This is a genomic window from Arthrobacter sp. PAMC25564 (assembly GCF_004798705.1).
In the GTDB taxonomy this organism is placed as follows: domain Bacteria; phylum Actinomycetota; class Actinomycetes; order Actinomycetales; family Micrococcaceae; genus Arthrobacter.
Map to the genome: position 1 here is coordinate 3,307,843 of NZ_CP039290.1, position 22,432 is coordinate 3,330,274.

A 22,432-nucleotide genomic window follows, 5' to 3' on the forward strand; every position below is an offset into this window, starting at 1 on the left:
TTTTCGTCGGACAGCACGCCCGCTCCGGACGTCGGGATTACCGGGGCGTGGCTACATCCGGACCAGCACCGTGTCCATGGCCTTGTCGTGCAGGCCGCGGTGGTCCGGGTCAAAGATGACGGCGGGAATGACGAGGCACAGCAGCAGGCTGCGGACCAGCGCCGCCAGCGGGCCTACCGGTCCGCCGCCCGGCCTGACCACGTGGATCCCCAGGACGCGGTGGCCGATGCTGTAGCCCAGGGTCCCGATCAGGAGCGCCTGCTCGACGGCGAACACCGCGAGGGTCGCCCACGAATTTCCGGCGAAGGCGAAATTGCTGATCAGCAGGGCAATCCCCCAGTCGATGCAGATGGCCAGGATCCGCCGCCCGGCCCGGGCGATGGAGCCAGGTCCGGATTCCGGCAGCCCAAGGCGCTCCCCCGGATACTTGGAAATGCCGGATGTGTCCGGCCCGCTGAGCCAGGAGCCAATGTCTTTGCGATCAACCACCCCCCAAGCCTATCGGCTCCCGGACGTTCACACTGTGGACGACCCCCGGCCACACTGTGGAACCGGATAGGCCACTGCGCGGACAGCGGCTACGGTATTATCTGTCCGGGCATTCTGTAACATGCCGGAAACAAAGCGGACACGGTAGGGAAATCCCATTTCCCTAAGGTGGTAGCAGTTGCTAGCGGCCGGAGCGGGGCAGACATAAACGTTTCCCCGCTGTCGGACTGCGCTGGACCACTGGGCCTGACGGCCAGATCTTTCATATGCGTTAGGAGCATAGATGTTCAAGACTGCGGACGAAGTCCTCAAGTTCATCAAAGACGAAGACGTTAAATTCGTCGATATCCGCTTCACCGACCTGCCGGGCGTTCAGCAGCACTTCAATGTGCCCGCCAAGAGTGTCGACGCCGATTTCTTCGTCAACGGCCAGCTGTTCGATGGCTCGTCAATCCGCGGTTTCCAGGGCATCGCCGAGTCTGACATGCAGCTCATCCCGGACGTTACGACGGCGTTCCTCGACACCTTCCGCATGGAGAAGACCCTCGCGCTGAACTTCTCGATCGTGAACCCCCGCACCGGTGACCCGTACCACCGCGATCCCCGCGGAGTAGCCGAAAAGGCAGAGGCCTACCTGGCATCGACCGGCATCGCCGACACCGCATTCTTCGCTCCCGAGGCCGAGTTCTTCGTCTTCGACAACGTCCAGTACGAGTCCTCACCGCAGGGCAGCTTCTACAAGATTGACTCCGAGGAAGCCCACTGGAACACCGGCCGCCAGGAAGAGGGCGGAAACCTCGGCTACAAGACCCCGATCAAGGGCGGCTACTTCCCGGTCTCCCCGACCGACAAGCAGGCCGACCTCCGCGACGCCATGTGCCTCGCCCTGGATGAAGCCGGCCTCGAGGTCGAGCGCAGCCACCACGAGGTCGGCTCCGCCGGCCAGGCTGAGATCAACTACAAGTTCACCACGCTGACCGCAGCTGCGGATGACCTGCAGAAGTTCAAGTACATCATCAAGAACACCGCTGATGCCTGGGGCAAGTCGGTGACCTTCATGCCGAAGCCGGTCTTCGGTGACAACGGTTCGGGCATGCACTGCCACCAGTCGCTGTGGACCAACGGCGATCCGCTGTTCTACGACGAGAAGGGCTACGCCGGCCTGTCCGACATGGCCCGCTGGTACATCGGCGGCCTGCTGAAGCACTCCTCGGCCGTCCTGGCGTTCACCAACCCGACAGTCAACTCCTACCGCCGACTGGTCAAGGGCTTCGAAGCTCCGGTCAACATGGTTTACTCGCAGGGCAACCGCTCCGCCGGTATCCGTATTCCGATCACGGGCTCCAACCCGAAGGCCAAGCGCATCGAGTTCCGCGCTCCGGACCCGTCCTCCAACCCGTACCTGGCATTCGCAGCCCAGCTGATGGCCGGCATCGACGGCATCCGCAACCGGATCGAACCGCCGGCTCCGATCGACAAGGACCTCTACGAGCTGCCCGCCGAGGAAGCCAAGGACATCCCCAAGGCTCCCGGAACGCTTGAGGAAGCCCTCGATGCACTCGCCGAGGACAACGAGTTCCTCCAGGCCGGCGGCGTCTTCACCCAGGACCTGATCGACACCTGGATCGAGTACAAGTACGAGAACGAGATCCGTCCGCTCTCGCTGCGCCCGAACCCGTACGAGTTCGAGCTGTACTACGGCGTGTAGCCGTTTCAGCGGGCTGACGGCGCTTTAAGCGTTCCAGCCCGCAAAGAGTCCGCCCGGGCCGCCAGCAATGGCAGCCCGGGCGGACTTTTTTGTTGTCTTCAGTCTTTGGCGGCGTGCGGCTCCTAGCGCTTCCCGTACTTCTTATGCACGGCCTGCTTGCTCACGCCAAGGCATACCGCGATGGCCTCCCACGAAAGCCCGGACTGGCGGGCGCGGAGTACCACTTCGGTTTCCGTGCGCGCCAGCTCCTTGTGGAGTTCCGCCACCGCAAGGAGTGCCTCCGCCGGACCCTTGCCGTCCATTGAGCCGATAAGTGTCTTCATGATGATCCTCCTTGCGTCAACCCTAGTTGACACGGGGATCACCAATCAACGAAAGTCGACAGACTGACCCTGAACGGGAAAACCCGGCTCAGAAAGCCCGGTGCATCGTCCGTTGCGGGCCGGCGTCGCCGCCCCGGTATTGCCACCGGTCGTCAAAACCGGCCTTCCGGTAAGCCGCCCGCCCGGCCTGGTTGAGCTCGTTCACGGAGAGTACGACGCCGGCCTGTCCCCCGCCCAGCGCCGCCGTCAGCCGGGCGGCTTCCCTGAGGGCCGCCACGGCGGCGAGGGTGCCCAGTCCCTTGCCCTGCTGCCGCCGGTCGATGAGGAAGCCGCGGAGCAGCCAGGCCGAATCGTCATCCGCCCAGCCGGCAAGGGTGGCGGCGCCGGACTGCAGCGTGAGGACCCCGACGGCGGACCCGTTGGAGTCCACCACGAACGGGTGGCGGGATTCCTCTTCGAGGGCCACGAGCATCATGCGCAGCGGATCGCCGACGAACTGGCGCTGCTGTTCGGTTACCTCAAGCCCTGCGATCTCCCCCAGTTTGATGGCCCGGGCGTCGTCGTCCAGGTTCTTCAGCGGGATCAGCCACACATTTCCAGACATGCATCGAGCCTACCGGGGGCGCGGCCGACGGCCACGCCCGGGTAGGCCGCCGCCGTTTACGCCCGGGGTGGTGGCCGCCGCCGTCGTGGTCAGAGCGCCGCGTCTGCCGGGAGGCCTGCCGGGTCCATCCACATGACCTCCCAGAGGTGTCCGTCCGGGTCCTGGAAACTGTGGCTGTACATAAAGCCGTAATCCTGGGCCTCCTGGGACGGAGTGCCGCCGGAAGTGAGGGCCGTCCGGATGGTCTCATCGACGGCGTCCCGGCTGTCCACTGAGAAGGCCATGATGGCCTCGGTGCTGCCGGTGGCATCCGCAATGGCCTTGGAGGTGAAGGTCTTGAAGTAGCCCTCCACCAGCAGCATCACGTAGGCGTCGTCGTTGACGATCATGCAGGTGGCGTTTTCATCGGTGTAGTCGGGGTTGAAGGAAAAACCCAGGGCGGCGAAGAATTCGACGGTCTTGTTGAGGTCCTTGACGGGGAGGTTGAGGAACAGTTGCTTGGCCATGGGCTCAAAAATAGCACCGTGGCCGTGGCGTGTCAGCCCCCGAACGCCCCCGCCAGGAGCCATGAGAGAGATTCCTCAGAGAACTTTGGACAGGAAGTCCTGGGTCCGCTGCTGCCGGGGGCTGCCGAAGATTTCCTCCGGACGGCCCTCCTCGCAGATGACGCCGTCCGCCATGAACAGCACCCGGTCCGCGACTTCCCGGGCGAAGCCCATCTCATGGGTGACCAGCACCATCGTCATTCCTTCGCCGGCCAGGTCCTTGATGACCTGCAGCACTTCGCCCACCATTTCCGGGTCCAAGGCCGAGGTGGCCTCGTCGAAGAGCATGATGTCCGGGTTCATCGCCAGGGCCCGGGCGATCGCGACGCGCTGCTTCTGGCCGCCGGAGAGCGATGCAGGGCGGGCATCTGCCTTCTCGGCCAGCCCCACGCGGTCCAGCAGCTTCAGTGCCGTGGCCCGGGCCTCCGCCCTGCCCTGCTTCCTGGACTCGACCGGTGCGAGCATGATGTTTTCGATCACACTCATGTGCGGGAAAAGGTTGAAGTGCTGGAACACCATGCCGATGTGCCGACGGACCTCGTTGATGTCCACCTTAGGATCGGTCACGTCGAAGCCGTCCACCGTGACGTGCCCCTCGGTGATGTCCTCAAGCTTGTTCAGGCAGCGCAGGAAGGTCGACTTGCCGGAGCCCGAGGGCCCGATCACGCAGACGACCTCGCCTTCGGCCACTTCTGCGTTGATGCCTTTGAGTACTTCGTTGGACCCGAAGGACTTTTTCAGGGCCTTGACGGTGATCTTGCTGGGTGCAGTGACTGCCGTGCTCATTTGTTGAACCTCTTATCCGCGACGTTGGCCAGCTTGGTCAGGAGCATGATTACCACGAAGTACAGGACGGCAACGATCAGCAGGGTTTCGGTGATCCGGAAATTTCCTGCGTAGATCTGCTGGCCCTGGTAGAGCAGCTCGGCGAAGCCGATGGTCAGCAACAGCGAGCTGTCCTTGAGCATGATGATCATCTGGTTGATCAGCGAGGGGGTCATGATTTTGAACGCCTGCGGGACCACGACCTTTTGCATGGACTTGGCGTAGCCCAGGCCGAGGCTGCGGCTGGCCTCGAGCTGGCCCGGGTCCACGGACTGGATGGAGCCGCGCACGATCTCGGTGATGTAGGCACCGGAGTTGAGGCTCAGGGTCAGCACACCCGCCACCCAGATGTCGATCGGCTGTCCGGTCAGCTGCGGGATGCCGAAGTAGAAGAAGAACGCCCAGACCAGCAGCGGCGTTCCGCGGAAGATGCTGACGAAGGTGGTCGCGATGCCGCGCAGCAGGACGCTGGTGGAGATCTTCAGGAACCCCATGAAGAGTCCGATCAGCATGGCCAGGGCGAAGGAAATCACGGTCACCAGGACGGTGTTGCCCAGGCCCTTCATGAGTGCCGGGAAGCTGTTGACCAGCAGGTCCCAGAAGCTGGACTGGGCAACCTGCGTGGTGTCCTTAAGGTACTTGTCCAGGATTTCCTGGTACTTGCCGCTGGACTTCAGCTCCGCGAGACCGGTGTTGAACGCCTTCAGCAGATCCGGGTTCCGGCCCTTGTTCACGGCGAAACCGTAGGAGCCGCCTTTCTCTTTCTCGGAGACGGCCTTCAGCCCGTTGTTCTGGCTGATGCCATAAGCCAGTACGGGGTAGTCATCGAAGACGGCGACGGCGTTGCCGGACTTGACCAGCTCATACATCGTGGCGGACTGGTCAAGCGACTTGACCGTGAAGCCGTACTGAGCTGCGATGGACTTGGCAAACGTTTCGCCCTCGCTGCCGGTCTTGGCCGTGACGGTCTTGCCCTTAAGGTCACCATAGCCCTTGATGTCCGTGTTGGACTTGGCCACGGCCATCTGCACGCCCGACTCGAAATAGGGATCGGAGAAATCGTAGATCTGCTTCCGGGGTTCCGTGATGGACATACCGGCGATGACGCCGTCCACCTGGTTGGAGGAGAGCGCCTGCAGCGCCGCGTTAAAGCCGAGGGACTTGATTTCGACGGCGAATCCCTGGTTTTTGGCGATCTCACGGATGATGTCCATGTCGATGCCGGTCAGCTCACCGCCGGCGTCGCGGAATTCAAACGGCGCGAAAGTGGTGTCCGTGCCGATGACGAAGGTCTTTCCGGACAGGCTCGACGGCGCTGCGCCGGCCTGGGCTGCGGAGGCGGGTGGTGCGGCGTCGGGTCCTGCGGCGGGTGCCGCAGCGGCGCCGGCGGCTCCGAAGAACATTGCGGCAAGCGCCAGCAATGCTCCGAACACCGTGGTGGTCCGCGGCCTGGCGGCCCCGGTCTGCTGGATTCTGGGCAAGAGTAACAACCCCTTGTTAGTGGGCGGATAAGAGGCGGAAGCCGGACTCAGGAGACCGGCGAAGTATCTCTAGAGATTACCCGCATTCTCCGGCGGGACGGGGAACAGTCCTGGGGCAGCCTTACTGTCCGTAGAAGACCCGCTCGAACACGCTCCGGGCGCGGCGGCTCAGCCGCAGGTAGTCCTCCTCCAGCGCGGTGGCATTGCCCTGGCCGTAGCCGCACCAGCGGGCCACCGCTTCCAGGTCCCGGCGCGAGGACGGCAACACATCCGAGGCCCGTCCGGTCCAGATAACGTTGGCCGAGCGGATCCGGCTCGCGAGCCGCCAGGCCTTGAGCAGGACGGCCACGTCCCCTGCTTCCAGCAGCCCCATTCGGGCCGCGGCCTGCAGCGCCTCGACGGTGGAGGTGGTCCGCAGCTCCGGGTGCCTGCCGGCGTGCTGGAGCTGGACCAGCTGCGCCAGCCATTCGACGTCGCTCAGGCCGCCGCGGCCCAGTTTGAGGTGCCGGGCAGGATCCGCGCCGCGGGGCAGCCGCTCCGCCTCGACCCTGGCCTTGACCCGCCGGACCTCCCGCACGTCCTGCTCCGAGAGGGACTCGGGGTAGCGGATCGGGTCGATCAGCGCGAGAAAATCGGCGGCCAGGTCATCGTCGCCGGCCATCGGCCGTGCCCGCAGCAGCGCCTGCGCCTCCCAGACGAGCGACCAGCGGCGGTAATATTCGGCGTAGGACTCCAGGGAGCGCACCATGGGACCGCTTTTACCCTCGGGGCGCAGGTCTGCATCCACCGACAGCACACGTTCGGCCAGGATGGCCGGCTTGAGCGGCTGGGTCAGCAGGCTTGAGAGCCGTCCGACGATCTGCGCAGCCTGGTTCTGTGCCTCCTCCTCGGGAACTCCGGGCAGCCCGCGGTGCACGTAGATGACGTCGGCGTCGGAGCCGTAGCCGATTTCCCGCCCGCCCTGCCGTCCCATGGCCACCACGAGCACATGGGTCTTCAGGGGCTCGTCCGCGGTGACCGTGGTTTCTGCGACGCGGAGCGCGCCCAGGACCGCAGCGCGGTCGGTGTCGGCCAGGGCGTCGCCGACCTGGTCCTGATCCAGCAGCCCTGCGCTGTCCGCGATGGCGATCCGCAGGATTTCCCTGCGCCGGATGAGCCGGATCAGCCGCATTGCGCTTTCGGGGTCGGCGTGCCGGGACATCTTGGAGGCGATCTCGAGCCACTGCGTTTCGAAACCCAGCGGCACCAGTTCCTTGTCCGTGCCCAGCCACGCGACCGACTCCGGTGAGACCTCCAGCAGGTCCGCAATCAGCCGCGAGTTGGAGAGCACGTGGCACAGGCGTTCGGCCGCCGCCGTCGAATCCCGCAGCATGCCCAGGTACCAGTGGGTGGTGCCGAGCGACTCGCTGACCCGGCGGAAGGCGAGCAGTCCGGCGTCGGGATCCACACCTTCCGCGAGCCAGCCCAGCAGGATCGGGAGGAGCTGCCGCTGGAGGGCGGCGCGGCGGCTGACTCCGGCGGTGAGGGCCTCGATGTGCCGCATCGCGCCCGGGGGATCGAGGTAGCCCAGCGCGGCGAGGCGGCCCTGGGCCGCTTCCGGGCTCAGCCTGGCCTCTTCGCTGCTGAGTGCCGCGGCGGTGTTGAGCAGCGGGCGGTAGAAGATGCGCTCGTGCAACTCGCGGACGGAGCGTTTGGTCTTATGCCAGGCGGTGAGCAGCGCGTCCGATTTGGGCCGCTCGGTGGAGAATGGCCCCAGCACCGCCTTGGCCAGGGCACGCAGCAGGTCCTCCCTGACCGGCATCAGGTGGGTGCGCCGCAGCTGGAAGAGCTGGATCCGGTGTTCGAGCAGCCTCAGGTAGCGGTAGTCACGGTCGAATTCGGCAGCGTCCGAGCGTCCGATGTAGCCGCCGGCAGACAGCGCGGCAATGGCCGACGTGGTGTCGCGGCAGCGCACTGATTCGTCCGATTTTCCATGCACCAGCTGCAGCAGCTGGACGGTGAATTCGACGTCGCGCAGTCCGCCGCGGCCCAGCTTGATCTGCCGCTGCTCTTCGTCGGCGGGGATATGCTCGGTCACCCTCCGGCGCATGGAGCGGACAGATTCAACGAAACCCTCGCGGCCTGCCGAGGACCAGATCAGCGGAGCGACGGCGGCCTCATAGCGGGCACCCAGCCCGGTGTCGCCGGCGATGGTCCGCGCCTTCAGCAGGGCCTGGAACTCCCAGCTTTCGGCCCAGCGGGCGTAGTAGCTCTCGTGCGAGGCCAGGGTCCGGACCAGCGGCCCGGACTTCCCCTCGGGCCGCAGGTTGGCGTCCACTTCCCACAGCCCCGGTTCGCGGCTGGTGGACATGATGGCCCGCGAGATGCCCGCCGCCAGCGCCGTGCCGATGGTGTTCGCCCGGGAATCCTCGAGCCCGCCTGACTCGATCACGTAGATGACGTCGACGTCGGAAATGTAGTTCAGCTCACGGGCACCGCACTTGCCCATGCCGATCACGGCGAGGCCGACGTCGGCCACCTCGGCGGCGCTGAAGTGCTCAGCCGCTTCGGCCCGGGACACCGCCAGGGCCGCCTCGATGGCGGCACCGGCCAGATCAGCCAGTTCCGCCCCGGCGGCCGGCATGAAGTCCAGCGGATCGGCTGCGCAGAGGTCCTTGACCGCAAGCTCCACGAGGCCCCGCCGGTAGGCCGTCCGGAGCGCCGCGTAGGCCTCCTGGCCGGACACCGCCGCGACCGGCCGTGCCGACTGCGGATCGGCGCGCACGGACTGCAGCAGCCGGGCGCGCAGCACCCCGGCATCGGCGGCCCGGGGTTCCGGGCTGGCCGTCACGTCAAAGACGTCCACATGCTCCGGATGCCTGATCAGGAATTCGCCCAATGCTTCGGAAGCCCCCAGGACCCGGTACAGCGGCTCGCTGCTCTCCGGCTCCGCCACCGCCAGTTTCCGCAGGTCCGGGTGCTTCTCGATCAGCCGGACAAGGGACTGCAGGGCGGTATCAGGGTTGGCGGACAGCTGCAGCCCGGCAAACAGGGCGTCCTGGTCCAGGCCGTCCAGCTCCGGGGCAGCCAGGAACCGTTCGCCCTTCTCCAGGTCGCTGAAACCCGCGGCAATGAGGCGTCGTGCCAGGCTCACCGGGGCCGCCTACAGGATGCCGAGGTTGCGCTGCAGCTCGTAGGGCGTCACCTGGAGGCGGTAGTCCTGCCACTCGGCGCGCTTGTTGCGCAGGAAGTGCTCGAACACCTGCTCGCCGAGGATCTGGGGCATGAGCTCGGACTCCTCCATGCTTCGGGTGGCTTCGTGCAGGCTGGCCGGGAGCGGGTCATGGCCCATGGCGCGGCGTTCGGCCGAGCTCAGTGACCAGATGTCGTCCTCGGCCGCGGCGGGCAGCTGATAGCCTTCCTCGATGCCCTTGAGCCCGGCGCCCAGCAGCACGGCGTAGGCGAGGTAGGGGTTGGCCGCGGAATCGATGCCGCGGTATTCGATACGTGCGGACTGGCCTTTGCCCGGTTTGTACAGCGGGACGCGGACCAGGGCGGAGCGGTTGTTGTGTCCCCAGCTGAGGTAGCTCGGGGCCTCTCCTCCGCCCCAGAGGCGCTTGTACGAGTTCACGAACTGGTTGGTGACCGCTGTGAATTCGGGGGCATGCTTGAGGATACCGGCCATGAACTGGCGGGCCGTCTTGGAGAGCTGGAATTCGGCCCCGGCCTCGAAGAATGCGTTGGTGTCGCCCTCAAAGAGCGAGAAGTGGGTGTGCATGCCGGATCCCGGGTGGGCCGTGAACGGCTTGGGCATAAAGGTCGCGTAGGTTCCCTGCTGGAGCGCAACCTCCTTGATCACGGTGCGGAACGTCATGATGTTGTCCGCGGTCTGCAGTGCATCCGCGTAGCGCAGGTCGATCTCGTTCTGGCCCGGACCGGCCTCGTGATGGCTGAACTCCACCGAGATGCCGACCGATTCCAGCATGGTCACGGCCGTCCGGCGGAAATCCTGCGCCACGCCGCCCGGGACATGGTCGAAGTAGCCGCCCTCGTCCACCGGCACGGGCGAACCGTCCGGGCCCGGCTGCTGTGACTTGAGCAGGTAGAACTCGATCTCGGGGTGGGTGTAGCAGGTGAAGCCCATGTCCGCGGCCTTGGCGAGGGTGCGCTTGAGAACGTTGCGGGGATCCGCGGTGGAGGGCTCGCCGTCGGGCGTGAGGATGTCGCAGAACATCCGTGACGTCGCTTCGCTCTCGCCGCGCCACGGCAGGATCTGAAAGGTGGCCGGGTCCGGCTGGGCCAGCATGTCCGATTCGAACACGCGGGCCAGTCCCTCGATGGCGGATCCGTCAAACCCGAGGCCTTCCTCGAAGGCGCCCTCGACCTCGGCCGGGGCCAGGGCCACCGATTTGAGGGAACCCACGACGTCGGTGAACCAGAGCCGCACGAACCGCACGTCGCGCTCTTCGATCGTCCGCAGGACAAACTCTTGCTGGCGGTCCATATTGGCCTCTTTCCGGTTCTTTCGTCCGTGCCCCGGGCCCCTCCATGCTCGGTGCCCACAGCTGCTCACCGTCCACATTACTAAGCATTGCCGGGGATTGCTGACGCAGCCGGTCCCCGTAACACAGCGTTAACACAAGCCGCCGGAAATCAGGCTCCGCAGCCGGGCTGCGGAGCGGCCGCCCCGCAACTGTGACGCGGCATCCGCGCTCCGCCGGGCGCCCGGTGGCTCCGATGCGCCGTCGCGCATTAAGCTCGTCTTATGTCCACAAGCCCCAGCCCTGATTCGAGCACGCCCGCAGAAGTTTCGGCCCCCTACGGAACCGGCCCGGCAGCATCCGACGCCGGCCCTTCTTCCGCCGCAGCCCGGAAGCCCGTCGCCAGGATCCGCACCCATCACCTGCGCGACGCGAAGCTCCAGGGAGAGCACTTCGCCATGCTCACGGCGTACGACCAGTACACCGCGGAGATCTTCGACCAGGCCGGCATCGAGGTGCTCCTCGTCGGGGATTCGGCCTCCAACAACGTGTTCGGCAACGAAACCAGCCTGCCGGTGACGGTGGACGAACTGCTCCCGCTGTGCCGCGCCGTCGCCCGCTCGGCCCGGCGCGCCCTCGTGGTGGCGGACCTGCCGTTCGGCAGCTACGAGGTCTCGGCCCAGCAGGCGGTGGCCACGGGCGTGCGGTTCCTCAAGGAGGGGCTCGCCCACGCCGTCAAGATCGAGGGCGGCAAGTTCTACGCCGAAACCGTCCGGGCCATGGTCCAGGCCGGCATCCCGGTCATGGCACACATCGGCTTCACGCCGCAGAGCGAGCATTCCCTGGGCGGCTACCGGGTCCAGGGCCGGGGAGATGACGCCCAGCGGCTCGTCGAGGACGCCGTCGCGCTGGCCGACGCCGGTGCCTTCTGCGTGCTGATGGAAATGGTCCCCGCCGTCACGGCGGCCGCCGTGGACGCCGCCGTCGACGTTCCCACCATCGGGATCGGGGCCGGCAACGCCACCACCGGGCAGGTGCTCGTCTGGCAGGACATGGCAGGCCTGCGCGGCGGCAGGATGGCCAAGTTCGTCAAGCAGTACGCCGATCTGCGGACCACCCTGGCCGACGCCGCGAAGGCCTACGGCGAGGACGTGCGATCCGGCCAGTTCCCCGGCCCGGAGCACTCCTTCTAACCGCTCTCCGGCCAAGGCCGGCCAGGGATCCGGGGCCGCGCGCGCCGGATCCGAGCGGTGGATTCGGGCCTAGTCTTCCTCGCCCTTTTCCCAGGCCTCGTTGCGCGCCTTGACCTTGGCCAGGGCATGTTCGGCTTCCTCCCGCGTCTTGTAGGGGCCGATCAGCTGGCTCCAATCAGACATGGCGTCCTCTTCGACCTCATGGGTGTTGACGTTGTACCAGTATTCCGGCATCGATACTCCTCAAGTCTCGTGGTCCGGCAGTGCCGCACGGGTGCCGGTCCCGTCTTATATGATCAATGTATGCCTTCTCTAGCCTTGACTGCACCCATCGGCACCCTGGTCCCGGGAACGATCAGCCCGCAGCTTCCCGTGCCGGCGTCCATCCCGCGCCCCGAATACGTGGGCAAGCCCGGGCCAGCCAAGTTCACCGGCTCAGAGGTCAAGTCGGCGGAAACCATCGAAAGGATCCGGATCGCCTCACGGATCGCCGCCCAGGCCATCGTGGAGGTCGGAAAGCACATCGAACCCGGCGTCACCACCGACCAGCTGGACCGGGTGGGCCACGAGTTCCTCCTCGACCACAAGGCGTACCCGTCCACCCTGGGATATCGCGGGTTCCCGAAGTCCCTGTGCTCCTCGCTGAATGAAGTGATCTGTCATGGCATCCCGGACAACACGGTGGTCCGGGACGGCGACATCCTCAACATCGACATCACGGCATTCATCGGCGGCGTGCACGGCGACACCAACTACACTTTCCTCGTGGGCGACGTCGACGAGGAATCCCGGCTTCTCGTCGAGCGCACCCAGGAATCGCTGAACCGTGCCATCCGGGCCGTGGCACCGGGCCGCGAGATCAACGTCATCGGCCGGGCCATCGAGTCCTATGCCAAACGGTTCGGCTACGGCGTTGTCCGCGACTTCACCGGCCACGGCGTCGGGGAAGCCTTCCACACCGGGCTGATCATCCCGCATTACGACGCCGCCCCGGCCTACAACACCGTCATGGAGACCGGTATGGTGTTCACCATCGAACCCATGTTGACGCTCGGCACCATCGACTGGGACATGTGGGCCGATGACTGGACCGTGGTGACGCGCGACCACAAACGCACCGCCCAGTTCGAGCACACCCTGCTCGTAACGGAATCCGGCGCCGAAGTCCTCACGCTGGCCTGATCCCGGCTCCAAGAGCCAGTTGCACCAACGAAACCCCTTCTTCACCCGGCGGCCCTGGGCCGCACCCTTTCCTAGCCCGCCCTCTGCGAACGGAACTACATTGGCCAAGAAGGACGAGAAGTCTGCTAAGAACGCCCCCCTGATCGGTGTCGACATCGGCGGCACCGGAATAAAGGCCGGAATCGTCGATCTGAAGAAGGGCAAGCTGGTGGGTGACCGGCTGCGCGTGCCCACCCCGCAGCCGTCGACTCCGGAAGCTGTCGCCGATGTGGTGGCACAGGTCGTGGCGGAACTCTCCAAGCGTCCCGACGCGCCGGCCGCAGACTCCCCCGTGGGCGTCACCTTCCCGGGCATCATCCAGCATGGCGTGGTCCACTCGACCGCCAACGTGGACAGGTCCTGGCTCGAGCTGGACATCGACGCCCTGCTCACGGCCCGTCTCGGGCGGCCGGTGGAGGTCATCAACGACGCCGACGCCGCCGGCCTCGCCGAAGCCCGCTACGGGGCCGGTGCAGGTGTAGCCGGCACGGTCCTGGTGATCACGCTCGGCACCGGCATCGGATCCGCGTTCATTTTCGACGGCAAGCTCGTGCCCAACGCCGAGCTCGGCCACCTGGAGATCGACGGCTTCGACGCCGAAAGCAAGGCCTCCGCCGTCGCCCGTGAACGCGATGGCCTCAGCTGGGAGCAGTACAGCGTGCTGCTGCAGCGGTACTTCTCCCACGTCGAGTTCCTGTTCTCCCCCGAACTGTTCATCGTCGGCGGCGGCATCTCCAAGCGTGCCGACGAATACCTGCCCAGGCTCAAGCTGCGCACACCGATTGTGCCGGCCGAATTGAAGAACGACGCCGGGATCGTCGGCGCCGCGATCGAGATTGCGCTCAAGCACAAGCTGGCCAAGTAGCACCGGGCCCACGGCAACGCGCATCGCGCCCCGCGACGCGCACACGCCCTGTCGCTAACCGAATTCCGGTAGCGGCAGGGCATGTGCGCGTCGCCAGGCGCTTACGGGGCCCGGAGCGGGCGCTTCCGGGAATTCCCGCCGTCCGGACCGTTTGACTCGGCCTCGTGGCGGAGCAGGGCGATGGCCGTCTCGAAGTCCTCGAGGGATTCAAAGGCCTGGTACACGCTGGCGAAGCGCAGGTAGGCGACTTCGTCGAGCTTCTGCAGCGGGTTCAGGATCGCCAGGCCGACTTCGTGGGCCTCGATCTCGGCAGCACCGGAGGCGCGGATCGACTCTTCGACTTCCTGGGCCAGCAGGGCGAGGTCGTCCTCGGTGACGGGACGGCCCTGGCAGGCTTTGCGGACACCGTTGATCACCTTGCTGCGGCTGAACGGCTCACCGACGCCGGAGCGCTTGATGACGGTCAGGCTCGTGGTTTCCACGGTGGTGAAGCGGCGGCCGCACTCCGGGCATTGACGACGGCGCCGGATGGCCGAACCGTCGTCGGCGATGCGGCTGTCCACCACCCGGGAATCAGGGTTACGGCAGAACGGGCAATACACGTCTTTTCCTCCCCTGTCGACTGCAAACGTCGTAGGAACGAAGATCCTGCAGGACTCTTTGCTGTCAGTTTACGACTGGATGTAGCCGAATAACAAGCCTGTAACCACTACATGTAGTGGTGGGCTCAACTAATTGGCTCCCGGTGTCAGCTCCCGGCGGTGAAGCGCGCGGTGACCGCCTGGCCGTGGGCGGGCAGGTCTTCCGCGCCGGAGAGGCTGAGGATGTGGCCGCTGACCTGCTCCAGGGCTGAGCGGCTGTAGTTGACGACCTGGATGGCGCGCAGGAAGGTGGTCACGTTCAGGCCGGAGGAGAAGGCTGCGGTGCCGCTGGTCGGCAGTACGTGGTTGGACCCGGCACAGTAGTCCCCCAGGCTGACGGGGCTGTAGTCACCCACGAAGATCGCTCCGGCGTTGCGGATCCGGGCGGCCACGCCGGGCGCGTCCGCCGTCATGATTTCCAGGTGCTCGGCGGCATAGGCGTCGCAGGCCGCAATGCCCTGTTCGAGGTCTTCGACGAGGACGACGCCGGACTGCGGGCCGGAGAGCGCCTCGCGGACCCGGCCGCTGTGCTTCGTCACGGCAGCCTGGCTCTCCAGTTCGACCCGGACGGCTGCCGCGAGGGATTCGGAATCCGTGATGAGGACGGAGGCCGCCTGCGGGTCATGCTCGGCCTGGCTGATCAGGTCCGCGGCCACGAGGTCCGGCCGGGCGGTGGCGTCGGCGAGGATCGCGATTTCGGTGGTGCCTGCCTCGGAGTCGATCCCCACAACTCCCTTGACGAGGCGCTTGGCAGTGGCGACAAAAATGTTGCCCGGCCCGGTGACGACGTCGACGGGATCAATTCCGCCGGGCTGCGCCGACGACGGGCCGGTGGCTGGGTGACCGGCCGCCGGACCGGTGCCGGGGATGCCGTAGGCGAAGGCCGCGATGGCCTGCGCCCCTCCGATCGCGTAGACCTCCCCGATGCCCAGCAGGCACGCTGCCGCGAGGATCGTGGGGTGCGGCAGGCCGCCGAAGTTCTTCTGCGGCGGTGACGCGAGGGCGATGGACCCGACGCCGGCGGCCAGGGCCGGGACGACGTTCATGATCACCGAGGACGGGTAGACGGCGAGGCCGCCGGGCACGTAGAGGCCCACCCTGGCGACCGGGACCCAGTTCTGGCTCACGACGGCGCCTGCACCGAGTTCGACGTCGATGTTCGCCGGGCGCTGGGCGTCGGCGAAGCTTCGGGCCCGCCGGATGGACTCTTCCAGTGCGGCGCGAACCGCCGGATCCAGTCCGTCCAGTGCGGCCTGGAGCGCCTCGGCCGGGACCCGCGGGTGGGTTTGCTCGACCCCGTCGAACTTCAGGGCCAGCTCCCGGAGCGCGTCAAAGCCGCGGGTGCGGATGGCGGAGATGATGTCCAGAACCTTGGCCTCGGCGTCGGCCATGGTGCCGGCCTTCGCCCGGGGAACGGCGGCGCGGAGCCCGGCGAGGGACAGTCGCTGGCCGCGCACGTCCACGGTGCGGAAGGTAATGGTGGCGGGAACCGGGGGTACGGAGCTGTCAGAAGTAAGGGTCACCCGATCATTTTACGTCAGGCCGTGGTTTCCCCCGCCGGGGCGGGCTTCCGGAAGACGATGCCCAGGAAGGCGGCAAGGGCGACGGCGGCGGGCCAGACGGCGAGGAGCTGGTAGGACCGGAGCGAAAAGGCGGTGCTGGCGTTGGCCGAGGCATCCTGCGGTTCCCCCCACCATTGGCCGGCGAGAACCCCCACGCCCCAGGCAATCAGGGCACCGGCGGCCGCGGACGCGACGGCCAGTGCCACCGTCCGTGTGGTGGGCTCGTCATGCCGGGTTCCGGACACCAGCGTCCCGGTGATGCAGCCGGCGAGCAGGAACAGTCCGGCCAGCACCAGGTCCCGGGGCAGCCACGCGGACGTGTTGCTCCCGCTGGACAGGGCCGGGTCGCCCGAGAGCAGGTTCAGGCCGGAGGGGGCCAGGACCCACCACAGCAGCCCGACGGGGATCCCGGCGGCTGCGATCACGGCGCCCCACCACCACGGCGCCCTCCCCGGGTCAGGCGCGTCCGGGACAGCATCGTCCGCGAAAGGGGCGCCCGGGAGCCGTTGGTCCGGGTGACCCGGGCCCTCGGCTTGTTGCGGAAACGGGTCCTGGGCTGCTGTCTGTGTCATCCAACAAACCTTAACAAAAGATCCCACGGGCCGGTCGGCCGGCGCGGCAGGTCTTCCGTCCGGCAGATGACACGGCCGGTAAACAAAATAACACCGGCGGGCGCACGGGCAATACGCTGGCAGGACAGGAACAATCACACGCATGTGCAGCAGGGAGTTGGATCGCAGTGGCCTCAGATGACGGAGTCTTCGAGGGAACATTCAAGGAAATGTTCCGCCGGCATGCGGCAGGTGTGGCGATCATCACCGCCAACTACAACGGGGTTCCCTACGGGTTCACCGCGACCTCGGTGGCATCGCTCTCGGCCAAGCCGCCGCGGTTCACGTTCAACATGGCCCGCACCTCAAGCTCCTGGCCGGCCGTCGCCAACACCACCTACATCGGCGTCCACATGCTGGGGCTGGACAACCAGGAACTTGCCGACCGCTTTGCCCGGACCAGCAACCGCTTCGAGGGCGACCACTGGGAGCTCGGCCCCCATGAGGTGCCCGTCCTGAAGGACGTCGCCGGCTGGCTGATCGGCAAGGTGCAGATGCGGCTGTCCTTCGAGAACAACGCCGTGGTCGTCGTCGAGGTCCTCGACGGCCAGATCGGCGGGGACGACATGCCCCTGCTGTACCACTCAGGGACGTACAGCCAGCCGGCCCCGCTGGACTACGAAATCTAGTCTTCCGTAACGGTCAAAACGCTCTAGCCGTCCAGGCAGGTCGGGCCGAGCAGCACCTTCAGGTCACCGAACAGGGACGGATCCGGGTTGACCCTCAGATGGACCGGCAGCCCCATGACCTCGACCCGGGTGTCCCCCTGCAGGTGCAGCCGGACCTCCGAGGTACCGCGGTGCGTCCGCAACACATCTCCGAGCTCGGTCACCACGGATTCGGTCGCCTTGTGCGTCTGCATCGTGATCACCACGGGGCCGTTCATGCTGTCGCTCAGGTCCGGGACCGAGAGTTCCATGCAGTTCAAGGTGACGGCGCCGTCGTCGCGCTTCTGCAGGCGGCCCTTGACCACCACGATCAGGTCCTCGGCAAGCACCGAGGCTATGGGTCCGTAGACCTGCCCAAAGAACATGACTTCCATCGAGCCGCCAAGGTCCTCGACTTCGGCACGGGCATAGGCGTTGCCGCTGGCCTTGGCGATCCGGCGGCTCAGCGAGGTGATCATGCCTGCGATGGTGATGATGGCGCCGTCGTTCGGCCCGTCTTCGCCGATCACCGAGGTGATGGTCTGGTCCGCGTGCTGGCTCAGCAGCCCCTCCAGGCCCTGCAGGGGGTGGTCGGAGACGTAGAGGCCAAGCATGTCCCGTTCGAAGGAGAGCTTGTCCTTCTTCTCCCACTCCGGCAGGTCCGGGATCTCGGTGGTCAGCGACGCCTCGGGCTCCTGGTCCTCGAAGCCGGCGAAGAGGTCGAACTGGCCGATCGCCTCGTTGCGCTTGAGCGTGATGACCGAGTCGATGGCCTCTTCGTGGATCATCGCCAGGGCGCGCCGCGGATGGCCCAGCGAGTCGAAGGCACCCGCCTTGATCAGCGATTCGATGGTCCGCTTGTTGCAAACCACGGCCGGAACCTTGAGCAGGTAGTCCTTGAACGAGGTGAAGGCCCCCTCGGACTCGCGGGCCCTGACCATGGCCTCGACAACGTTGACGCCGACATTGCGGATGGCGGCCATGCCGAAACGGATGTCCTTGCCGACCGGGGTGAAGTTGACGCTGGACTCGTTGACATCCGGCGGCAGCACCGTGATGCCCATCTTGCGGCACTCATTGAGGTACAGCGCCAGCTTGTCCTTGTCATCTCCGACGCTGGTCAGCAGGGCCGCCATGTACTCGGCCGGGTAATGGGCTTTGAGGTACGCGGTCCAGTAGGACACCAGCCCGTACGCCGCCGAGTGCGCCTTGTTGAAGGCGTAGTCGGAGAAGGGCAGCAGGATGTCCCACAGGGTCTTGATGGCCGCGGCGGAATAGCCGTTGTCCATCATGCCCTTTTCAAAGCCGGCGTATTGCTTATCCAGCTCGGACTTCTTCTTCTTGCCCATGGCGCGGCGCAGGATGTCGGCCTGGCCGAGGGTGAACCCGGCGACCTTCTGAGCGATCGCCATGACCTGCTCCTGGTACACGATCAGGCCGTACGTTCCGCCGAGGATCTCGGCGAGCGGTTCCTCGAGCTCGGGGTGGATCGGAATGATTTCCTGCAGTCCGGTCTTGCGGAGCGCGTAGTTCGTGTGCGAGTTCGCGCCCATGGGGCCGGGCCGGTACAGGGCGATGACGGCGGAGATGTCCTCGAAGTTGTCCGGGCGCATCTGCTTGAGCAGGGAGCGCATCGGCCCGCCGTCGAGCTGGAAGACACCCAAGGTGTCACCCCGGGCAAGGAGCTCGTAGGCACCCTGGTCCTCAAGGTCGAGGTCCTCCAGGACGAGGTCGATGCCCTTGTTGAGCTTGATATTCTCCACGGCGTCCGTGATGATCGTCAGGTTCCGCAGGCCGAGGAAGTCCATCTTGATCAGGCCGAGGCCCTCACAGGTGGGGTAGTCGAACTGGGTGATGACCTGGCCGTCCTGCTCGCGGCGCATGATCGGGATGATGTCGATCAGCGGGTCCGAGGACATGATGACGCCGGCGGCATGGACGCCCCATTGGCGTTTCAGGCCTTCCAGCCCCAGGGCGGTCTCGAAGACCTTCTGCGAATCGGCGTCGGACTTGAGGAGTTCGCGCAGTTCCTCGGCCTCGGAGTAACGGCTGGCCTCCGGATTGTGCACGTCCGCCAGCGAGATGCCCTTGCCCATCACGTCCGGCGGCATGGCCTTGGTGAGGCGCTCACCGGTGGAGAAGGGGTAGCCCAGCACACGGGAGGAGTCCTTGAGCGCCTGCTTGGCCTTGATGGTGCCGTAGGTGACGATCATGGCGACTCGCTCGTCGCCGTACTTCTCGGTGACGTACCGGATGACTTCAGCACGGCGCCGGTCATCGAAGTCCACGTCGAAGTCGGGCATGGAAACGCGCTCCGGGTTCAGGAAGCGCTCGAAGATCAGCCCGTGGACGAGGGGGTCGAGGTCGGTGATGCGCATGGCGTAGGCCACCATCGAGCCGGCACCGGAGCCACGGCCGGGACCGACGCGGATGCCGTTGTTCTTGGCCCAGTTGATGAAGTCTGCCACGACCAGGAAGTAGCCCGGGAAGCCCATCTGCGTGATGACGCCGACCTCGAAGTCGGCCTGCTTGCGGACGTGGTCCGGGATGCCCTTGGGGTAGCGGTAATGCAGTCCCTTTTCGACTTCCTTCACGAACCAGGACTGCTCGTTTTCGCCGTCCGGCACCGGGAAGCGCGGCATGTAGCTGGCGTTCTCGTTGAATTCGACGTCGCAGCGCTCGGCGATCAGCAGGGTGTTGTCGCAGGCATCCGGGTGGTCGCTGAAGATCGCCCGCATCTCCGCCGGCGACTTCAGGTAGAACTCGTCGGCGTCGAACTTGAAGCGCTTGGGGTCGGCCAGGCTGGAACCCGACTGCACGCAGAGCAGCGCCGCATGGCTGGCGGCGTCTTCGGCGTGCGTGTAGTGGAGGTCGTTAGTGGCCACCATCGGCAGGCCGAGCTCCTTGGCCAGCTTGATCAGGTCAGCCTGGATGGTCCGCTCGATGTCCAGGCCGTGGTCCATGAGCTCGCAGAAGAAGTTCTCGGCACCGAAGATGTCGCGGAAGTCCGACGCCGCCTGCTTGGCTTCCTGGTAGAGGCCGAGGCGGAGTTTGGTCTGGACTTCGCCGGACGGGCAGCCCGTAGTGGCAATCAGGCCTTTGCCGTAGGTCTGCAGCAGGTCACGGTCCATGCGCGGCTTGTAGAGGTATCCCTCCAGCGAGGCCAGCGAGGACATCCGGAACAGGTTGTGCATGCCCTGCGTGGTTTCGGCCCACATGGTCATGTGGGTGTAGGAACCGGCGCCGGAGACATCGTTGCGCCCGCCGTCGCCCCAGCGGACGCGGGTCTTGTCCGCCCGCGCCGTGCCCGGGGTGAGGTAGGCCTCCACCCCGACAATCGGTTTGACGCCGGCGTTGCGGGCCTTGTTCCAGAAGTCGAAAGCCCCGAAGACGAAGCCATGGTCCGTCGTGGCCAGCGAGGACATGCCCAGTTCCTTGGTGTGGTTGAACAGGTCCCCCAGTCTCGCCGCACCATCCAACATGGAATATTCGGTGTGGTTGTGGAGGTGCACGAACGAGTTGTTGCTGGAAGTCACCGAATCATTCTAGTGCCGTCAGGCTTCGCCGGATTCCAGGACTGCCAGGGCGTAGGCAAGGTCCTGCGGGTACTCGCTCGTCACGGTCACCCGCTCCCCCGTCCGGGGATGGTCGAAGGACAGTTCCCGGGCGTGCAGCCATTGCCGGGTGAGGCCCAGGGTCGCGGCGAGCCGCGGATCCGCCCCGTAGGTCAGGTCGCCGGCACAGGGATGGCGCAGTGCCGCGAAGTGCACGCGGATCTGGTGGGTGCGACCGGTTTCCAGGTGCACCTCGACCAGCGACGCCTTGCCGAACGCTTCCAGGACCTCGTAGTGCGTGATGGAGTCGCGCCCGCCCTCGATCACGGCGAAGCGCCAGTCATGGCCGGGGTGGCGGCCGATCGGCGCGTCGATCGTGCCGGCCAGCGGGTCCGGGAGGCCCTGGACGACGGCGTGGTACACCTTGTCCACCGTGCGCTCCTTGAAGGCCCGCTTGAGGACCGTGTAGGCGTCTTCGGTCTTGGCGACCACCATGACGCCGGAGGTCCCGACGTCGAGCCGGTGGACGATACCGGCGCGCTCGGGGGCCCCGGACGTCGAGATCCGGTACCCCAGCCCCGCCAGGCCGCCCACCACCGTGGGGCCCACCCAGCCGGGCGACGGGTGCGCCGCCACGCCGACGGGCTTGTCGATGACAACGAACTCGTCATCGTCCAGCAGGATCTTCAAGCCTTCCACAACTTCCTCCACGATTTCCAGCGGGTCCCGCCGTTCCGGCACGACGACATACAGCACGGCGCCGGCGACGAGCTTGAGGGATTTCCCGACGGCTTTGCCGTTGCTGCTGACGTTGCCTTCGGCAATCAGTGTGGCGGCCTGTGAGCGGGAGACATCCATCAGTTGCGCCAGCCCGGCATCCACCCTGGTCCCGGCAAGGTCAGCGGGCACCACAAGGCGCCGCGACGCCGGGGCCGCCGGTGAGCTGTGCTCAGACATCGTGTTCCACCGTGTCCTTGGCGTCCTTCGGATGGCGTGAACCGTCCAGCGAGATGCCCAGCAGGGTCAGCAGGCAGATCAGCACGACGGCGGACACCACAGCTGAGTCTGCGATGTTGAAGATCGCGAAGTTGGGCAGCTGGATGAAATCCACCACATGGCCCATGGCGAAGGACGGATCCCGGAACAGCCGGTCCGTCAGGTTGCCTAGCGCGCCGCCGAGCAGCAGCCCGAGTGCGAGGGCCCACCACCGGGATCCGAGCTTGCGCAGTTGCAGCAGGATCGCGACGGAGACGGCCGCCATGATGATGGTGAACAGCCAGGTGATGTTCTCACCGATCGAAAATGCCGCCCCGGAGTTGCGGATGTAGTACCAGTGCAGCAGCGGCGGCAGGACGGGGATCCGCTCACCCTCGATCATGGTGCTGGTTACCCAGAGCTTGGTCAGCTGGTCGAAGACATAGGCAAAAACCGCGCATGCGGCGAACAGCCAGAGCAGTCCGCGCCGCCGGCGCGGCCGCAAGGGCACGGGCTGCGCGGGGCTGGGAAGGTCGGCGTCGGCAAGGGTGGATTCCGCCGGCGCCGCAGCCCGCGCAGGCTTGGTGGTGTCGGCTGGCTGCATGGCGTCAGATGATGGTGCGTCGGTCATAGGGCTTTCGTTCGGGAACCAGTCCGGGGACCGGGAGCTTGCTGCCTGGGCACGCGGGCCGCGGCAGGCGGCAGTTTGCGGAGCAAAAAGTGAAAAG

20 protein-coding genes are annotated in these 22,432 nt (G+C 66.2%); 5 read left to right on the forward strand and 15 right to left on the reverse strand.

Annotated features, from left to right (window positions below):
* Nucleotides 1-51: 51 nt before the first annotated feature.
* Nucleotides 52-489 (reverse strand): RDD family protein, encoded by a 438-nt coding sequence (locus E5206_RS15440; RefSeq protein WP_136323255.1) that lies wholly within the window; start codon nucleotides 487-489, stop codon nucleotides 52-54.
* Between the two features lie 283 nt (nucleotides 490-772).
* On the opposite strand from E5206_RS15440, the gene glnA (E5206_RS15445) reads away from it, so the two are divergent.
* The gene (gene glnA, locus E5206_RS15445) at nucleotides 773-2,197 is read left to right on the forward strand and encodes a type I glutamate--ammonia ligase (RefSeq protein ID WP_136323256.1); all 1,425 of its coding nucleotides are present in this window, start codon (nucleotides 773-775) and stop codon (nucleotides 2,195-2,197) included.
* A gap of 122 nt (nucleotides 2,198-2,319) precedes the next feature.
* Here glnA (E5206_RS15445) and E5206_RS15450 read toward each other — a convergent pair whose 3' ends face one another.
* The 7 genes from E5206_RS15450 to glnA (E5206_RS15480) all read right to left on the reverse strand — a co-directional run bounded on the left by E5206_RS15450 (nucleotide 2,320) and on the right by glnA (E5206_RS15480) (nucleotide 10,458).
* Nucleotides 2,320-2,520 (reverse strand): AsnC family protein, encoded by a 201-nt coding sequence (locus E5206_RS15450; RefSeq protein WP_136323257.1) that lies wholly within the window; start codon nucleotides 2,518-2,520, stop codon nucleotides 2,320-2,322.
* A gap of 88 nt (nucleotides 2,521-2,608) precedes the next feature.
* Nucleotides 2,609-3,124 carry a GNAT family N-acetyltransferase gene (locus tag E5206_RS15455; protein WP_136323258.1) on the reverse strand — a complete coding sequence of 172 codons (516 nt, stop codon included), beginning with the start codon at nucleotides 3,122-3,124 and terminating at the stop codon, nucleotides 2,609-2,611.
* Nucleotides 3,125-3,213: 89 nt separating this feature from the next.
* Entirely contained in the window at nucleotides 3,214-3,630 is a 417-nt protein-coding gene (locus E5206_RS15460) for a VOC family protein (RefSeq protein WP_136323259.1), read from the reverse strand.
* Between the two features lie 75 nt (nucleotides 3,631-3,705).
* Nucleotides 3,706-4,455 carry an amino acid ABC transporter ATP-binding protein gene (locus E5206_RS15465; protein ID WP_136323260.1) on the reverse strand — a complete coding sequence of 250 codons (750 nt, stop codon included), beginning with the start codon at nucleotides 4,453-4,455 and terminating at the stop codon, nucleotides 3,706-3,708.
* Entirely contained in the window at nucleotides 4,452-5,897 is a 1,446-nt protein-coding gene (locus tag E5206_RS15470) for an amino acid ABC transporter substrate-binding protein/permease (RefSeq protein WP_136324169.1), read from the reverse strand. Before E5206_RS15470 ends, E5206_RS15465 begins: the two co-directional genes overlap by 4 nt.
* 199 nt (nucleotides 5,898-6,096) lie before the next feature.
* Entirely contained in the window at nucleotides 6,097-9,108 is a 3,012-nt protein-coding gene (locus E5206_RS15475) for a bifunctional [glutamine synthetase] adenylyltransferase/[glutamine synthetase]-adenylyl-L-tyrosine phosphorylase (protein WP_136323261.1), read from the reverse strand.
* A 9-nt stretch (nucleotides 9,109-9,117) separates the two neighbouring features.
* Nucleotides 9,118-10,458, reverse strand: coding sequence for a type I glutamate--ammonia ligase (glnA, locus tag E5206_RS15480; protein WP_136323262.1), 1,341 nt, complete (start codon nucleotides 10,456-10,458; stop codon nucleotides 9,118-9,120).
* Nucleotides 10,459-10,719: 261 nt separating this feature from the next.
* On the opposite strand from glnA (E5206_RS15480), the gene panB reads away from it, so the two are divergent.
* Nucleotides 10,720-11,628, forward strand: coding sequence for a 3-methyl-2-oxobutanoate hydroxymethyltransferase (gene panB / locus E5206_RS15485; RefSeq protein ID WP_136323263.1), 909 nt, complete (start codon nucleotides 10,720-10,722; stop codon nucleotides 11,626-11,628).
* Nucleotides 11,629-11,697: 69 nt separating this feature from the next.
* Here the strand turns inward: panB and E5206_RS15490 are convergent, their stop codons facing one another.
* Complete coding sequence (locus E5206_RS15490; protein WP_136323264.1) at nucleotides 11,698-11,862, reverse strand: SPOR domain-containing protein; 165 nt, start codon at nucleotides 11,860-11,862, stop codon at nucleotides 11,698-11,700.
* A 69-nt stretch (nucleotides 11,863-11,931) separates the two neighbouring features.
* Here E5206_RS15490 and map point away from each other — a divergent pair, with 69 nt between their 5' ends.
* Together map and ppgK are read left to right on the forward strand one after the other, a co-directional pair.
* Entirely contained in the window at nucleotides 11,932-12,810 is an 879-nt protein-coding gene (map, locus tag E5206_RS15495; RefSeq protein ID WP_136323265.1) for a type I methionyl aminopeptidase, read from the forward strand.
* Nucleotides 12,811-12,910: 100 nt separating this feature from the next.
* Nucleotides 12,911-13,714 carry a polyphosphate--glucose phosphotransferase gene (gene ppgK, locus E5206_RS15500; protein ID WP_136323266.1) on the forward strand — a complete coding sequence of 268 codons (804 nt, stop codon included), beginning with the start codon at nucleotides 12,911-12,913 and terminating at the stop codon, nucleotides 13,712-13,714.
* Between the two features lie 101 nt (nucleotides 13,715-13,815).
* On the opposite strand, the gene nrdR is transcribed toward ppgK, so the two are convergent.
* From nrdR to E5206_RS15515, 3 genes are all read right to left on the reverse strand, one after another.
* On the reverse strand, nucleotides 13,816-14,316 hold the full coding sequence (nrdR, locus tag E5206_RS15505; protein WP_136323267.1) for a transcriptional regulator NrdR: 501 nt from the start codon (nucleotides 14,314-14,316) through the stop codon (nucleotides 13,816-13,818).
* A gap of 146 nt (nucleotides 14,317-14,462) precedes the next feature.
* Nucleotides 14,463-15,878, reverse strand: coding sequence for a histidinol dehydrogenase (gene hisD / locus E5206_RS15510; protein ID WP_136323268.1), 1,416 nt, complete (start codon nucleotides 15,876-15,878; stop codon nucleotides 14,463-14,465).
* Nucleotides 15,879-15,892: 14 nt separating this feature from the next.
* Nucleotides 15,893-16,489 carry a hypothetical protein gene (locus E5206_RS15515; protein ID WP_240689776.1) on the reverse strand — a complete coding sequence of 199 codons (597 nt, stop codon included), beginning with the start codon at nucleotides 16,487-16,489 and terminating at the stop codon, nucleotides 15,893-15,895.
* A gap of 209 nt (nucleotides 16,490-16,698) precedes the next feature.
* Between E5206_RS15515 and E5206_RS15520 the strand changes: the two genes are divergently transcribed.
* Entirely contained in the window at nucleotides 16,699-17,157 is a 459-nt protein-coding gene (locus tag E5206_RS15520; protein WP_136324171.1) for a flavin reductase family protein, read from the forward strand.
* A gap of 23 nt (nucleotides 17,158-17,180) precedes the next feature.
* On the opposite strand, the gene dnaE is transcribed toward E5206_RS15520, so the two are convergent.
* From dnaE to lspA, 3 genes are read right to left on the reverse strand one after another with little or no spacing between them, the layout of a single operon-like run.
* The gene (gene dnaE / locus E5206_RS15525) at nucleotides 17,181-20,711 is read right to left on the reverse strand and encodes a DNA polymerase III subunit alpha (RefSeq protein WP_136323269.1); all 3,531 of its coding nucleotides are present in this window, start codon (nucleotides 20,709-20,711) and stop codon (nucleotides 17,181-17,183) included.
* Nucleotides 20,712-20,729: 18 nt separating this feature from the next.
* On the reverse strand, nucleotides 20,730-21,686 hold the full coding sequence (locus E5206_RS15530) for an RluA family pseudouridine synthase (protein ID WP_136323270.1): 957 nt from the start codon (nucleotides 21,684-21,686) through the stop codon (nucleotides 20,730-20,732).
* Complete coding sequence (gene lspA, locus E5206_RS15535; RefSeq protein WP_240689778.1) at nucleotides 21,679-22,335, reverse strand: signal peptidase II; 657 nt, start codon at nucleotides 22,333-22,335, stop codon at nucleotides 21,679-21,681. Before lspA ends, E5206_RS15530 begins: the two co-directional genes overlap by 8 nt.
* Between the last annotated feature and the right edge of the window lie 97 nt (nucleotides 22,336-22,432).